The sequence below is a fragment of the Nocardioides sp. zg-1228 genome (assembly GCF_017086465.1).
Classification (GTDB): domain Bacteria; phylum Actinomycetota; class Actinomycetes; order Propionibacteriales; family Nocardioidaceae; genus Nocardioides.
This window is the reverse complement of sequence record NZ_CP070961.1, coordinates 1,457,579-1,471,040: the sequence shown is the minus strand read 5'-3', so window position 1 is coordinate 1,471,040 and position 13,462 is coordinate 1,457,579. Positions and strand designations below refer to the sequence as shown.

The following is a 13,462-nucleotide window of genomic DNA, read 5'->3' as shown; positions in this document are numbered from 1 at the left end:
GCGCGGGCGAGCCGGTCAGAAGCCCAGCTTGCGCAGCTGGCGCGGGTCGCGCTGCCAGTCCTTGGCGATCTTGACCTGCAGGTCGAGGTAGACCGGGGTGCCCAGCAGCGCCTCGATCTGCTGACGAGCGGCCGTCCCGACGGCACGCAGGCGCGAGCCCTTGTGGCCGATCATGATGCCCTTCTGGGAGTCGCGCTCGACGTAGAGGTTGGCGACGATGTCGAGCAGCGGCTTGTCGTCGGGGCGCCCCTCGCGCAGGCCCATCTCCTCCACCACGACGGCGATGGAGTGCGGCAGCTCGTCGCGCACGCCCTCGAGCGCCGCCTCGCGGATCAGGTCGGCGGCCAGCGCCTCCTCGGGAGCGTCGGTGAGGTCGCCGTCGGGATAGAGCGGCGGACCCTCCGGCAGCAGCTTGACGAGCAGGTCGGCGAGCAGGTCGACCTGGTCGCCGGCGACCGCCGACACCGGGACGATCTCGGCCCACTCGGTCTTCGTCTCCTCACCGAGCGCGGCGATGTCCATCAGGTGGTGGGCGAGCTGCTCGGGCGTCACCAGGTCGGTCTTGGTGGCGACCGCGATGCGCACGGTGCGGCGCACCTTCGCCAGCTCGGTGACGAGGAACCGGTCACCGGGCCCGATCTTCTCGTTGGCCGGGAAGCACACCGCGACCACGTCGACCTCGGCCCAGGTCGTGCGGACGAGGTCGTTGAGCCGCTCGCCCAGCAGGGTGCGCGGGCGGTGCAGGCCGGGGGTGTCGACGAGGATCAGCTGGGCGTCGTCGCGGTGCACGATGCCGCGCACGACGTTGCGGGTGGTCTGCGGCTTGGAGGACGTGATGACGATCTTCTGGCCCACCAGCGCGTTGGTCAGCGTCGACTTCCCCGCGTTGGGGCGCCCGACGAAGCTGGCGAACCCGCTGCGGTAGCCCTCGGGCGCCTCGTAGAACGCGCCGGCCGGGGCGACCCCGGAGAGGTCGAAGTCGTCGTCCAGCTCGTCGTCCAGCTCGTCGTCGTCCTCGTCCGGCTGGTCGTGCGGCTCGTCGTGCGGCTCGCCGCCCGGCTCGTCGTTCGGCTCGTCGTGCGGCTCGTCGTGGTCAGCCATCGGTCGTCTCCCTGGCGGCGTCGTAGTCGGCCCAGATCTGCTCATCAGTCTTTCCTGCTGCCGTGCCTGCGCGCCAGATCGGGCCGGGGTCGACGGCGCGCGGCTGGCGCCCGGCCGTGGCGCGCCAGTAGCCCATCACGTCGTAGTGGCTGGTCGGCAGCGCGACCTCGCGCATCAGGTGCTTGCGGATCGCGCGCATCTGTGCCGACTCGCCCGCCATCCAGAAGTAGCCCTCGCCCTCTGGCCAGTCGATGCCTTCCACGACCTCCGCCAGCGCGCTCTGACCGGGGGCGGGCGGGGTGAGCCAGGTGACGTCGACGTCGGCGGGCAGGTAGCCGGCGAGGTCGTCGGGCACCTCCGCGAGGACGCGGGTCGGCAGCTCCGGGTGGGACTCGGTGATGCGGGCCATCGCGGGCATCGCGGTCAGGTCGCCCACGAGCAGCAGCCACCCGGCACCGGGAGGCGGGGCGAACGACGCCTTGGGCTCCGTGACCGTGACCGTGTCGCCGACGCAGTCGCGCATCGCCCACTCGGTGACCAGGCCGACGTCGTGGACGACGACGTCGAGGGTCAGCTCGCCGTCAGTGAAGGACCGCACGGTGTAGTAGCGGCTCTGGAACTGCCCGGGCACCACGAGGCCGACCCACTCGTCGGGGACGCCCGTCGAGACGAACCCGTCGAGCCCGTCGAGCACGAGGCGCACGAGGTGGTCCGACAGCGACTCCCGGCGGCGCACGGTCGCCTGGAACTGCGCTGCGCGGGTGCTCACCAGAGGAGGCTATCGGTGGCTCACCAGTGCGGACGCATCGGGAAGTCGGAGCGGCCGTCGTCGTGGTTGCGAGTGGCGAGGACCTGGTGCAGCTCGACCTCGTCGCGCTCGAAGCCGAGCCGCGAACCGGCGATGTAGAGGCCCCACACCCGGGCCGTGCCCTCCCCGACCTCGGCCACGCACTCGTCCCAGTGCTCGACGAGGTTGCGGTTCCAGTCGCGGAGCGTGGCGGCGTAGTGCGGGCGCAGGTTCTCGCTGTGCTGCACCTCCAGGTCCTGGTCCTGGGCGGCCGCGATGATCGTGCCCGAGGCGATGAGCTCCCCGTCGGGGAACACGTAGCGGTCGATGAACCGCCCGGTCTCCCGGCGGGTGTTGTGGCGCCGGGTGATGCAGTGGTTGAGCAGCCGCCCGCCGGGTCGGAGCCGGTCGCGCAGGTGGCGGAAGTAGCTCGGGTAGTTGCGCACGCCGATGTGCTCGGTGAGCCCGATCGAGCTGACCGCGTCGAACCCGGTCTCCGCCACGTCGCGGTAGTCGAGGTGGCGCACCTCGGCCAGGTCGCCCAGCCCCTCGCGGTCGATGGCCTCCTTGGCCCACTGGGCCTGCTCGAGCGACAGCGTCACCCCCAGCGCGCGTACGCCGTGCTCGCGGGCCGCGTGGCGGACCATCGTCCCCCAGCCGCAGCCCACGTCGAGCAGGCGCTGGCCGGGACGGAGGTCGAGCTTGCGGCAGACCAGCTCGAACTTCGCCGCCTGCGCCTCCTCGAGCGTCGCGTCGGGTGTCTCGTAGAGGGCGCACGTGTAGGCCATCGAGGGCCCCAGCACCATCTCGTAGAAGCGGTTGGACACGTCGTAGTGGTGCGCGATGACCTCGGCGTCGCGGGTCATCGAGTGCCGCAGCCCCTCCACCGCGCGCCGCCACCGCGGCAGGTGCTCCTGCGGCGGCGGGGCCGGCGGTCGGAGGTGGGCGAGTCCGAGGTCGCGGGCGATGTGCAGCGCCTCGGACGGCGTCGGCACCCGGAACCGCGTGTGGTCCTTGAGCAGCGCCAGTGCGTCGTAGGGGTCGCCGGGGTGGACGCCCGAGAGGTCGAGGTCGCCGCTGACGTAGGCGCGGGCCAGGCCGAGGTCGCCCGGCGCCGTCATCACGTAGGCGAGCCCGCGCTCGCTGCGCAGGTGCATCCCCACGCCGGCGTCGGGCGGGCCGGCGCTGCTGCCGTCGTAGGCCGTGAAGAGCAGCGGCAGCCCTCCCCGCACGAGCCGGTCCATGGCGTCGCCGATGGACATCCGTCCACGCGCGCCCGAGCCGAGGTCGGAGCTGGTCATCGTCGTCGCACCACCTTGTCGTAGAGGCAGGTCAGCCGGTCGTCGGGGTCGTGCACGGCCTTGACGCGGGCCAGCTGCGCGCCGCCGTAGAGGCGGTCGAACTCGTCGGGCGGGTAGAAGGCCTCGGAGTAGAGGCTCTTGTGGCCGCCGAGCTCGGAGACCTTCGCCTCGATGGCGCGGTTGCGGGGCGACGAGGGGGCCTCCGGCCCGACGTTGACGATCCCCCAGAAGCCCACGTTGACGTAGGTCGTGCCGGCGCTCAGCGGGTAGCCCGGCCACGGGCGCTCGCCGTCGGCCTCCCCCGAACGGCGCAGCCGCAGGGGGCACAGCCACACCGGCCGCATCCCGACCTCGCGGTCGAACCAGTCGAGGAACTCCGCGAGCCGCTCGACCGGCACCTCGACGTCCTGCACGACGCGCTCGCCCTGCGGCCGGCCCGCACGCCGGTCGAGCCGGTCGGCGACGCCGAGGCGGCGGTCGAGCGCGACGAGCTTCCAGTAGACGTCGGAGCGGCGCAGCCGGCGCGGCCACACCCGGCGCACCACCGGGTGCTGGGCCCCGAACGCCCGCGAGCACCAGAACCAGTCGGTGTCCCAGCGCCAGAGGTAGTCGTGGACGGTGAGCCGGTCGGTGGAGCGCTGCTGCAGGGAGCGGTAGAAGACCTGCCGGCCCGTGTAGTCACTGGTCGGGCCGGGGGCGTCGGTCCACCGGGCGAGGGTGAGGTAGAGCTCGTCGGGCGCGAACGCGACCCCGTCGAGGGCGTCGACCCGCTCGCCCTGCCACGCCCGGTCGCGGACGACCTGCCCGACCCCGTCGGCGAGCGCGGCGGGGCCGTCGAAGCGCACGTGGCGCAGCGCGACGTACGACGGGACCGGCTCGAGCTCGATGCGCAGCCGGGTGGCGTAGCCCAGTGAGCCGTAGGAGTTGGGGAACGCGTCGAACAGCTCGTCGCCGGGCTTGGTCGTCACGATCTCGCCGGCCCCGGTGAGCACGTCCATCTCGAGGACCGACTCGTGGGGCAGGCCGCTGCGGAAGCTCGTCGCCTCGATCCCGAGCCCGGTGACCGCGCCGCCGAGCGTGATGGTGCGCAGCTGCGGGACCACGAGCGGGATGCGGCCGTGCGCCAGCGTCACCTCGACGAGGTGCTCGTAGGTGCACATGCCCTGCACCTCGGCGACGTCGCCGTCGACCTCGATGACGCCGGTGAGCCCGGAGACGTCGAGACCCGGGCCGGCGTCGGAACGGCCGCGGAAGAGGTTGCTCGTGCGCTTGGCCAGGCGGACCGGGGCGCCGGGCGGCACCGCGGCGTACGAGGCGACGAGCCTCGCCGTCCCAGCGGCGTGCTCGGCCCATCCGACGGGGGTGCGCACGCGCCCACGCTAGCGAGACGAGGCGACGTCCGCGAGGCTCACGGGCCGATCGGCAGGGGCCCTCAGGTGGCGAGGGTGCGGGCGAGGTCTCCGCGGGCGTCGCCCACGTGGACGGGCACGCCCGGGCCGGCGAGGTCGCGGACCGCGTCGAGGCCGGGGTCGCCGTCGAGGAGCACCACCGCCGCCTCGAGGCCGCTCGCCCCCGACGAGAGCGCCATCGCCACGCACACCTCCAGCGCGGAGAGGGAGAGGTGCTCGAGCCGCACGCTCGCCGCGGCGTAGGTGCGGCCGTCGAGGTCGCGCACCGCGGCTCCCTCGTCGGAGCGTGCCCTCGCCCGGGTCGCCCGCGCGAGGGTCACCAGCTTGGCGTCCTCGGCGCTCAGCGCGTCCGGGGAGCCGGCGGGCAGGTCGTTGCTCATGGCAGCACCCTAGTGAGCGCCCGAGCGTCCCGCCGAGGTGACCGGGTGGTCGTCCTCGGCCCCCTGCTCCTCGTCGGCGAGCACCGTGACCAGGACGGTCTCGATCTTGTTGCGACGTCCGGTGGCGCGCTCGGCCTCCAGCCGCAGGCCGTGGCACTCCACCACGGACCCGGGGATCGGCACCTTGCCGAGGTGCTTGGCCATCAGGCCGCCGACGCTGTCGACGTCGTCGTCCTCGACCGAGAAGCCGACCAGCTCGTCGAGGTCGTCGACCGGGTAGCGCGAGGAGACGCGGATGGCGCCGCCCTCGACGTGCTCGACCTCCACCTCGTCGTCGTCGTACTCGTCGGTGATCTCCCCGACGATCTCCTCCAGGACGTCCTCGATGGTGATCAGCCCGGCCGTGCCGCCGTACTCGTCGACCACGACGGCGATGTGCTGGCGCCGGGCCTGCAGCTCGCGCAGCAGGTCGTCGACCGGCTTGGAGTCGGGGACGTAGTGCACCGGGCGCATCACCTCGTCGACGCGCTGGGTGAACTCCACGTCGGGCGCCTCGAAGTCGCGGCGGACCAGGTCCTTGAGGTAGGCCATCCCCACGATGTCGTCGAGGTTGTCGCCGATCACCGGGATGCGGGAGTAGCCGCTGCGCAGGAACAGCGAGAGCGTCTGGCGGATGTTCTTGTGGCGCTCGATGTAGACCACGTCGGGGCGCGGCACCATCACCTCGCGGGTGATCGTGTCGCCGAGCTCGAAGACCGAGTGGATCATCCGCCGCTCGCCGGACTCGATGATCGCGCCGGCCTCGGCGAGGTCGACGAGCTCGCGCAGCTCGGTCTCGGTCGAGAACGGGCCCTCGCTGAATCCCTTGCCGGGCGTGATCGCGTTGCCGAGCAGGATCAGCAGCGCCGGGATCGGGCCGAGGATCGTCGTGACGAGGGAGAGCGGGCCCGCCGAGGCGAGCGCCACGCGTACGTCGTGCTGGCGACCCACGGTGCGCGGCGCGACGCCGATGACGACGAACGAGACGACCAGCATCACGCCGATGGTGGTGAGGAACGTCGGGACGGGCGAGCCCTGGTAGGCGTCGCGCGCCCACGTGGCCACCAGGACGATGGCGCTGATCTCGCACAGCAGGCGCATCAGCAGCGCCGTGTTGAGGTAGCGCGCGGGGTCGTCGAGGAGCTTGACCAGGCGCACCGCGCCGGGTCGCCCCTCGGCCTTCAGCTCCTCGGCACGCGCCCGGGAGAACGCCCCCAGCGCCGCGTCCGCCGCGGAGAACAGGCCCGCGAGGACGACGAGCAGGGCGGCCGAGCCGAGCTGCCAGATGTCAGCGGTCATGTCAGGCGGGATCGGCGGTGGAACGCCACTTGTCGAGCAGCTCGCCCTGGAGACCGAACATCACCGCGTGCTCCTCGGGCTCGGCGTGGTCGTAGCCGAGGAGGTGCAGGATGCCGTGCACCGTCAGCAGGTCGATCTCCGCCTCGCGGCCGTGACCGGCCTCCTCGCCCTGCCGCCCGGCGACCGCCGGCGCCAGCACCAGGTCGCCGAGCACGCCCTCCTCGGGCTCCTCGTTGACCTTGCCGGGGCGCAGCTCGTCCATCGGGAAGGCGAGCACGTCGGTCGGCCCCTCCTTCTCCATCCACTGGCCGTTGAGCTCGGCGATGGTGTCCTCGTCGACGGCCTTGATGCACAGCTCGGCCTGCGGGTGCACGCGCATCTGGTCCATCACGAAGCGCGCCAGCTGCGAGAGGCGGCGCACGTCGACCTCCTGGCCGGACTCGTTGAGGACCTCGATGCTCATCGCTGGCTCCGCGGGCCGGACGTCGCGCCGCCGGACTTCGGGCCCGCCTGCGGGCCCGACTTCGGCGCGCCGGTCCTCGGACCGGGGCGGGTCGCCTCGCGCTCGGCGTCGAAGACCTCGTAGGCCTCCACGATGCGTCCCACCAGGCGGTGGCGCACGACGTCGGTGCCGGTGAGGCGGCAGAAGGTGATGTCGTCGACGCCGTCGAGGATGCCCTCCACGACGCGCAGGCCCGACTGGGTGCCCGAGGGCAGGTCGACCTGGCTGGTGTCGCCGGTGACGACGATGCGCGAGCCGAAGCCGAGCCGGGTGAGGAACATCTTCATCTGCTCGGGCGTGGTGTTCTGCGCCTCGTCGAGGATGATGAACGAGTCGTTGAGCGAGCGGCCGCGCAGGAACGCCAGCGGGGCGACCTCGATGGTGCCGGCGGCCAGCAGCTTGGGGATCGTCTCGGGGTCGACCATGTCGTGCAGCGCGTCGTAGAGCGGGCGCAGGTAGGGGTCGATCTTCTCGCTGAGCGTGCCGGGCAGGAACCCGAGCCGCTCCCCCGCCTCGACGGCCGGCCGGCTCAGGATGATCCGGTTGACCTCCTTGGCCTGCAGGGCCTGCACGGCCTTCGCCATCGCGAGGTAGGTCTTGCCGGTGCCGGCGGGGCCGATGCCGAACGTGACGGTGCTCTTGTCGATCGCCTCGACGTAGCGCTTCTGGTTGAGCGTCTTGGGCCGGATCGTGCGTCCGCGGTTGGACAGGATGTTGAGGCTCAGCACGTCGGCCGGCCGCTCCTGCGTCTCCGTGCGGAGCATCTGGATGATCCGCTCGACCGTCTCGCCGGTGACGCCCTGGCCGGTGCGCACCAGCGTGACGATCTCGTCGAGGAGCCGCTCGGCCGTCGCCACCTCGGCGGACTCCCCGGCAAGCGTGATCCGGTTGCCGCGCACGTGCACGGTGGCCTCGAAGGCCCGCTCGATCAGCCGGAGGTGCTCGTCACCGGGCCCCAGGACGGAGACCATGTCGATGCTGTTGGGGACGACCACGGTGTGGGTGGGTCGGTCCTGTGGGGTGCCGGGTTGGTTCGTCGCAGTCATGGATGCCCGTGTCGGGCGGCCTTCCGGGTCGATGGCGGAGCCCTCCCATGCTACCGACCGGGAGGCGTCCGGCCCACCTCGTTGTCGCCCCGCCCCGCGACGGCGCCCGCGCGAGGGGCGACGCGGGGGTCAGACGAGGGACTCGGACAGCCGCGAGGTGCCACCGAGCACGTGGAGGTGGGTGTGGAAGACCGTCTGGCCGGCGCCCGCACCGGTGTTGGCGACCAGGCGGTAGTCGTCGTTGCCCGACGCCCGCGCCACCTCGTCGGCGAGGGACACCAGCCGACCGATGACGGCGGGGTCGGCGGCCGCGGAGGCGGCGGCGTTCTCGTGGTGCTCCACCGGGACCACCAGCACGTGGAAGGGCGCCTGCGGGTGGAGGTCCCGGATGGCGATGGCGTGGTCGTTGCGGGCGAGGACCTCGGCGGGGATCTCCCCGGCGACGATCCGGCAGAAGACGCAGTCGTCGGACGTGGTGCTCATCGCCCCAGCCTAGGGTCTGCCCGGGCGTGCCCGTGGGCGGCGTGTGACCCGTCGTCCGGGCCGTCGGCCCCACTACCGTGAGCGCCATGACCTCCCCCGGACCCGTACGACGCTGGGTCGGCGCGGCCGCCGTCGTCGTGGCGAGCACCCTGTCGCTGGCCGCGTGCAGCGCCGACCCCGCCCCGGTATCCGGAGAGGCGAGCCAGCCCACCGCGACCGACGACGCGCAGCCGTCCTCCCCGGGGTCGCCGACCGGGTCCCCCACCTCGTCGAGGTCACCGTCCGGGTCGTCCGGGTCGCCGTCTGCGCCCTCCGCTGCCGGCACGGCCGTCCCGGTCTACTTCGCCGGCGACGGACCGGGCGGGCGCACCGTGCTGTTCCGCGAGTTCCACCGGGTGCAGGGCGACCCGCTCACCGAGGCGGCCCGGCTGGTCGCGGGCGGCGGCCAGCCCGCCGACCCCGACTACCGCACGCTCTGGCCGGGGGTGGAGATCTCCTCGGTGCGGGCGACCGACGGTGTGCTGCTCGTGGAGGTGCCCGCCGACGGGTTCACCGACCGCCCGGACGGGATGTCGCGGCGCGACGCCCGCCTCGCGCTCCAGCAGCTGGTCTACACGCTGCAGGGCGTGCAGCAGGAACGGGTGCCCGTGGTCGTCCGCCGCCCGGACGCCGAGCCGCTGCTCTTCGGCCTCCGCACCGACCGCGAGCTCACCGCGGCCAACGCCCTGCGCACCCTCAACCTGGTCAGCATCACCTCGCCCGCCGAGGGCGACACGGTCACCGGCGACACCCTGACCGTGACCGGGGTCGCCAACTCCTTCGAGGCCAGTGGGCCGTGCCGGCTCCTGCAGGGCGGCACGGAGATCGCGCTCGAGGGCTACCAGGCAGAGGCCTGGATGGACAAGCGGCTCTTCCCGTTCGAGGTGGACCTGCCGCTCGGCGACGTCTCCGGTGAGGTCGTGGTCCAGTGCGAGACCGACGACCCCACGGGTGGCACCGAGGGCCCCGGCCCGGCCGTCGACACCAAGACGATCACGGTCACGTAGCCGTCACCCGGGCGGCGTCCCGCGCGGCCGGCCGATGCGTCCCGCGCGTGTCGGACAGGAGGAAGTCGCCGAGGTCGTACGCCGGGAGGCGCAGTCGTACGCCCGCCCGGCGGGTTCGTCCTGTCGGACGCGCCGTCAGGCCCAGCGGTTGGTGCGGGCGAGCACCGCGGCCACGGCGACGACCCCGGCGGTGGACGTGCGCAGCACCTCGGCCCCGAGGCGTACGACGTGGGCGCCGGCGTCGGCCAGCACCGCGAGCTCGTCGGGGCTGATGCCGCCCTCCGGTCCGACGACGAGCACGATCCGGCCTGCTTCGGGGACCTCCAGCGCACCCAGGGGCAAGGTGGCGTCCTCGTGCAGCACCAGTGCGAGGTCGGCCTCGGTGACCAGGGCCGCCAGGTCGGCCGTGGTCGCCAGCGGGGCGACCGTGGGCAGCCACGACCGGCGCGACTGCTTGGCTGCCTCGCGGGCGGTGGCCTGCCACTTCGCGTGCGACTTCGTCGCCCGCTCGCCCTTCCACACCGCCACCGAGCGCGACGCGGCCCACGGGACGATGCGGTCGACGCCGACCTCGGTGAGCACCTCGACGGCGAGCTCGCCGCGCTCGCCCTTGGGCAGCGCCTGGACGACGGTGATGGCCGGCTCGGGGCGCTCGTCGTGGGAGACGTCCTCGACAGTGACGGCGAAGACCCGCTTGCCCGTCGACGCAACCGACCCCGTGGCGCAGGTGCCCCGGCCGTCGGTGAGGACGACCCGCTCACCCTCGCGGAGCCGGCGTACGGCGACCGCGTGGTGCGCCTCGTCGCCGCTCACCTCGACGAGCGTGCCGGGCGCTGCTCCGTCCAGCGACTCGACGAGATGGACCGGGAGCGACACCCCGGCTCAGCCCTGGAAGGCGTCGCGGAGCCGGCCGAACATCGACTTGTGCGGCGCCTCGTTCTTGCCGTCGGGCTGCTCCTCGCCGCGGATGGCGGCCAGCTCGCGCAGCAGCTCCTCCTGGCGGGGATCGAGACGGGTGGGGGTCTCCACGGCGATGCTGACGACGAGGTCGCCGCGACCGCCGCGCAGGCTGGGCACGCCGAAGCCGCGGATCACCTGCTCGCTGCCCGACTGCGTGCCGGGACGGATGTCGACGTCGTAGGTCGTCACGGTCTCCGAGGACTCCTCGGACGACGCGGACAGGTCGGCCTCGAGCAGCGGCAGCGTGAGGTGCGTGCCGAGGGCGGCCGCGGTCATGGGCAGCGAGATCGTGGTGTGCAGGTCGTTGCCGTGACGGGTGAAGGTCGGGTGCGGCTCGACGTGGATCTCGACGTAGAGGTCGCCCGCGGGGCCACCGCCGGGACCGACCTCGCCCTGACCGGTGAGCTGCACGCGCGTGCCGTGGTCGACCCCGGCCGGGATCTTGACCGTCAGCGTGCGCCGGGAGCGGATCCGGCCGTCGCCGGAGCACTCACGGCACGGGTCGGGGATGATCGAGCCGTAGCCGCGGCAGGCCGCGCAGGGGCGCAGGGTGCGGATCTCGCCGAGGAACGAGCGCTGCACGACCGCGACCTCGCCCTGGCCGTGGCAGGTCTCGCAGGTGACCGGCTTGGTGCCGGGCGCGGTGCCCTCGCCGTGGCAGGCCTCGCACCGCAGCGCGGTGTCGACCTTGAGGTCGCGGGTCACGCCGAAGGCGGCCTCGGCGAGCTCGACGTCGAGCCGGATCAGCGCGTCCTGGCCGCGCCGGGCGCGCGAGCGCGGGCCGCGGGTCTGCGCGCCGCCTGCGGCACCGCCGCCGAAGAACGCGTCCATGATGTCGGTGAAGCTGAAGCCCTGCCCGGCGCCGAACCCCTGGCTGAACGCGTCGCCGCCGCGGTCGTACGCGGCACGCTTGCCGGGGTCGCTCAGCACCTCGTAGGCGCGCGAGACGTCCTTGAAGCGCTCCTGCGTGGCCGGGTCGGGGTTGACGTCGGGGTGGAGCTGCCGCGCGAGCTTGCGGTAGGCCTTCTTGATGTCGTCGGCGCTCGCGTCGCGCGAGACGCCGAGGATGTCGTAGGGATCCTGGGTCACTGGTTTCCTTCATCGAGGATCCGCGAGACGTAGCGCGCGACCGCGCGCACGGCTGCCATGGATCCGGGGTAGTCCATGCGGGTGGGGCCGACCACGCCGAGGGAGCCGAGGTGCAGCTCCTGCGGGCCGTAGCCGGTGGCCACGACGCTCGTGGCCGCGAGCTCGGAGTAGGGGCCCTCGTGGCCGATGCGCACCGTCAGCGCGTCGACGCCCGACTCCCCGAGCAGCTTGAGCAGCACGACGTGCTCCTCGAGCGCCTCGAGGAGCGGACGGACGGCGGTGTCGAAGTCGCCGTAGCGGGCGAGGTTGGCGGTGCCGCCCACGGCGACCCGCTCGTCGCTGCGGTGGTCGGACATCGCCTCGGTGAGCACGCCCACGATCGCCCGGGCCGAGTCGGCCTGCTCGGGGCGCAGTCCGTCCGGGAGGTCGGCGAGCGCGGCGGCGGCCGCGGCGATCTGCACGCCGGAGCTGGCCTGGTTGACCGCCACGCGGAGCTCGGCGAGGTCGCTGTCCACCGTGGGCTCGTCGAGCTCGACGAGGCGCTGCTCGACCCGGCCGGTGCTCAGGATGAGGATCACCATCACCCGGGTCGGGGTCAGCGACACCAGCTCGATGTGGCGCACGGTCGAGCGGGAGAGGGTGGGGTACTGGACGATGGCGACCTGCCGGGTCAGCTGGCTGAGCAGCCGCACCGAGCGCTGCACCACGTCGTCGAGGTCGACCGCCCCGTCGAGGAGGGTGGCGATCGCGCGCCGCTCGGCCGCGCTCATCGGCTTGAGCGTGGCGAGCCTGTCGACGAAGAGCCGGTAGCCCTTGTCGGTGGGCACCCGCCCGGCGCTGGTGTGGGGCTGGTGGATGTAGCCCTCCTCCTCCAGCGCGGCCATGTCGTTGCGCACCGTGGCCGGTGAGACGCCCAGTCCGTGGCGCTCGACCAGCGCCTTGGACCCGACCGGCTCCTCGGTGGCGACGTAGTCCTCCACGATCGCGCGGAGCACGTCGAGCTTGCGGTCGTCGACCATCTGCTCTCCTCTCGCATCGGATCCGGTTTCTGGCACTCGTTCGCCCTGAGTGCCAAGACTACTCGCACTCCGTAGGCTCGCGCCCATGCCCGACGACACCCCGCGGTTCACCGAGGTCGCCCCGCGCGTGTGGGTCGCGCACTACGACTGGATGCACGTCAACATCACCCTCGTCGGCGGCTCCGACGGCCTGCTGATGGTCGACACCCACGGATCCGCCGCGCAGGCGCGCGCGGTCGCCGACGACGTACGCCGGCTCGGCGCCGGACCGCTCACCGCGCTGGTCAACACCCACGAGCACTGGGACCACCACTTCGGCAACGCGACCATGGTCGAGCAGTTCGGCGACCTGCCCATCCACGCCACCGACTGGGCGGTCGAGCACATGGAGGAGTCGGCGGCCCGCACCTTCGAGAAGTTCGAGCAGGACGCCGACGACCCGCGACGCGACGAGGTGCTGGCGACCACGCTCCGGCTGCCCACCCGCACCTTCTCCTCCGCCGTCCAGCTCGACCTCGGCGACCGGGCGGTCGAGCTGATCCACCCCGGGCGCGGGCACACCGCCGGCGACCTCGTCGTCCGCGTGCCCGATGCCGACGTGCTGCTGGGCGGCGACCTGGTCGAGGAGTCCGACCCGCCGTTCATCGGCGACGACTCCTGGCCGCTGGAGTGGCCGCTCACGCTCGACCTGGTCCTGGGCCTGATGACCGATGCGACCGTCGTCGTGCCCGGGCACGGCGCGGTGGTGGACAAGGCGTTCGTGCAGGACCAGCGACTCGAGCTCGGCGTGATCGCCGAGACCATCCGCGACCTCGCCGGCCGCGGCGTGCCGCAGTCCGAGGCCCTCGCCGCCGGGGAGTGGCCGTGGGACCCGGAGCGGCTGGTGAGCGCGGTCCGGCTGGGCTACGAGCACCTGCCCCGCAGCCAGAAGCGACTGCCCCTCATCTGAGCCCCCACCCCGCGGGGGCTGGTCTCGGCGGCGCCGGGCCAGTAGGACTGGT

At 73.0% G+C, this 13,462-nt stretch carries 14 protein-coding genes; 2 read left to right on the top strand and 12 right to left on the bottom strand.

Annotated features, from left to right (window positions below):
- Positions 1-15: 15 nt before the first annotated feature.
- From era to JX575_RS07055, 9 genes are all read right to left on the bottom strand, one after another.
- Entirely contained in the window at positions 16-1,101 is a 1,086-nt protein-coding gene (gene era / locus JX575_RS07095) for a GTPase Era (protein WP_206054548.1), read from the bottom strand.
- A complete protein-coding gene (locus JX575_RS07090) occupies positions 1,094-1,870 on the bottom strand; it encodes a siderophore-interacting protein (RefSeq protein WP_186341737.1) in 777 nt (258 codons plus the stop codon). Before JX575_RS07090 ends, era begins: the two co-directional genes overlap by 8 nt.
- Before the next feature lie 20 nt (positions 1,871-1,890).
- On the bottom strand, positions 1,891-3,189 hold the full coding sequence (locus tag JX575_RS07085; RefSeq protein ID WP_186341736.1) for a class I SAM-dependent methyltransferase: 1,299 nt from the start codon (positions 3,187-3,189) through the stop codon (positions 1,891-1,893).
- The gene (locus JX575_RS07080; protein WP_186341735.1) at positions 3,186-4,559 is read right to left on the bottom strand and encodes an FAD-binding oxidoreductase; all 1,374 of its coding nucleotides are present in this window, start codon (positions 4,557-4,559) and stop codon (positions 3,186-3,188) included. The genes JX575_RS07085 and JX575_RS07080 overlap by 4 nt, the downstream gene beginning before the upstream one ends.
- A gap of 62 nt (positions 4,560-4,621) precedes the next feature.
- Complete coding sequence (locus JX575_RS07075; protein WP_186341734.1) at positions 4,622-4,978, bottom strand: cytidine deaminase; 357 nt, start codon at positions 4,976-4,978, stop codon at positions 4,622-4,624.
- Between the two features lie 9 nt (positions 4,979-4,987).
- Positions 4,988-6,316 (bottom strand): hemolysin family protein, encoded by a 1,329-nt coding sequence (locus JX575_RS07070; protein WP_186341733.1) that lies wholly within the window; start codon positions 6,314-6,316, stop codon positions 4,988-4,990.
- Position 6,317: 1 nt separating this feature from the next.
- Complete coding sequence (gene ybeY / locus JX575_RS07065) at positions 6,318-6,779, bottom strand: rRNA maturation RNase YbeY (RefSeq protein WP_186341732.1); 462 nt, start codon at positions 6,777-6,779, stop codon at positions 6,318-6,320.
- Complete coding sequence (locus JX575_RS07060) at positions 6,776-7,864, bottom strand: PhoH family protein (RefSeq protein WP_186341731.1); 1,089 nt, start codon at positions 7,862-7,864, stop codon at positions 6,776-6,778. Before JX575_RS07060 ends, ybeY begins: the two co-directional genes overlap by 4 nt.
- 129 nt (positions 7,865-7,993) lie before the next feature.
- Positions 7,994-8,347 (bottom strand): HIT domain-containing protein, encoded by a 354-nt coding sequence (locus tag JX575_RS07055; protein ID WP_186341730.1) that lies wholly within the window; start codon positions 8,345-8,347, stop codon positions 7,994-7,996.
- An 86-nt stretch (positions 8,348-8,433) separates the two neighbouring features.
- On the opposite strand from JX575_RS07055, the gene JX575_RS07050 reads away from it, so the two are divergent.
- A complete protein-coding gene (locus tag JX575_RS07050) occupies positions 8,434-9,393 on the top strand; it encodes a Gmad2 immunoglobulin-like domain-containing protein (RefSeq protein ID WP_186341729.1) in 960 nt (319 codons plus the stop codon).
- 135 nt (positions 9,394-9,528) lie between these two features.
- Here JX575_RS07050 and JX575_RS07045 read toward each other — a convergent pair whose 3' ends face one another.
- The 3 genes from JX575_RS07045 to hrcA are packed head-to-tail and all read right to left on the bottom strand — an operon-like array spanning position 9,529 to position 12,461.
- The gene (locus tag JX575_RS07045; RefSeq protein WP_186341728.1) at positions 9,529-10,269 is read right to left on the bottom strand and encodes a 16S rRNA (uracil(1498)-N(3))-methyltransferase; all 741 of its coding nucleotides are present in this window, start codon (positions 10,267-10,269) and stop codon (positions 9,529-9,531) included.
- A gap of 6 nt (positions 10,270-10,275) precedes the next feature.
- A complete protein-coding gene (gene dnaJ / locus JX575_RS07040) occupies positions 10,276-11,442 on the bottom strand; it encodes a molecular chaperone DnaJ (RefSeq protein WP_186341727.1) in 1,167 nt (388 codons plus the stop codon).
- A complete protein-coding gene (gene hrcA, locus JX575_RS07035; protein WP_186341726.1) occupies positions 11,439-12,461 on the bottom strand; it encodes a heat-inducible transcriptional repressor HrcA in 1,023 nt (340 codons plus the stop codon). The genes dnaJ and hrcA overlap by 4 nt, the downstream gene beginning before the upstream one ends.
- Before the next feature lie 85 nt (positions 12,462-12,546).
- On the opposite strand from hrcA, the gene JX575_RS07030 reads away from it, so the two are divergent.
- Positions 12,547-13,410 carry an MBL fold metallo-hydrolase gene (locus tag JX575_RS07030; protein WP_186341725.1) on the top strand — a complete coding sequence of 288 codons (864 nt, stop codon included), beginning with the start codon at positions 12,547-12,549 and terminating at the stop codon, positions 13,408-13,410.
- Positions 13,411-13,462: the final 52 nt, after the last annotated feature.

Bases quoted from the DNA above. Each gene is read 5' to 3' on its own strand.
- era (WP_206054548.1), bottom strand. From the start codon at position 1,101: ATGGCTGACCACGACGAGCCGCACGACGAGCCGAACGACGAGCCGGGC.
- JX575_RS07085 (WP_186341736.1), bottom strand. From the start codon at position 3,189: ATGACCAGCTCCGACCTCGGCTCGGGCGCGCGTGGACGGATGTCCATC.
- JX575_RS07075 (WP_186341734.1), bottom strand. From the start codon at position 4,978: ATGAGCAACGACCTGCCCGCCGGCTCCCCGGACGCGCTGAGCGCCGAG.
- JX575_RS07070 (WP_186341733.1), bottom strand. From the start codon at position 6,316: ATGACCGCTGACATCTGGCAGCTCGGCTCGGCCGCCCTGCTCGTCGTC.
- ybeY (WP_186341732.1), bottom strand. From the start codon at position 6,779: ATGAGCATCGAGGTCCTCAACGAGTCCGGCCAGGAGGTCGACGTGCGC.
- JX575_RS07060 (WP_186341731.1), bottom strand. From the start codon at position 7,864: ATGACTGCGACGAACCAACCCGGCACCCCACAGGACCGACCCACCCAC.
- JX575_RS07055 (WP_186341730.1), bottom strand. From the start codon at position 8,347: ATGAGCACCACGTCCGACGACTGCGTCTTCTGCCGGATCGTCGCCGGG.
- JX575_RS07050 (WP_186341729.1), top strand. From the start codon at position 8,434: ATGACCTCCCCCGGACCCGTACGACGCTGGGTCGGCGCGGCCGCCGTC.
- hrcA (WP_186341726.1), bottom strand. From the start codon at position 12,461: ATGGTCGACGACCGCAAGCTCGACGTGCTCCGCGCGATCGTGGAGGAC.
- JX575_RS07030 (WP_186341725.1), top strand. From the start codon at position 12,547: ATGCCCGACGACACCCCGCGGTTCACCGAGGTCGCCCCGCGCGTGTGG.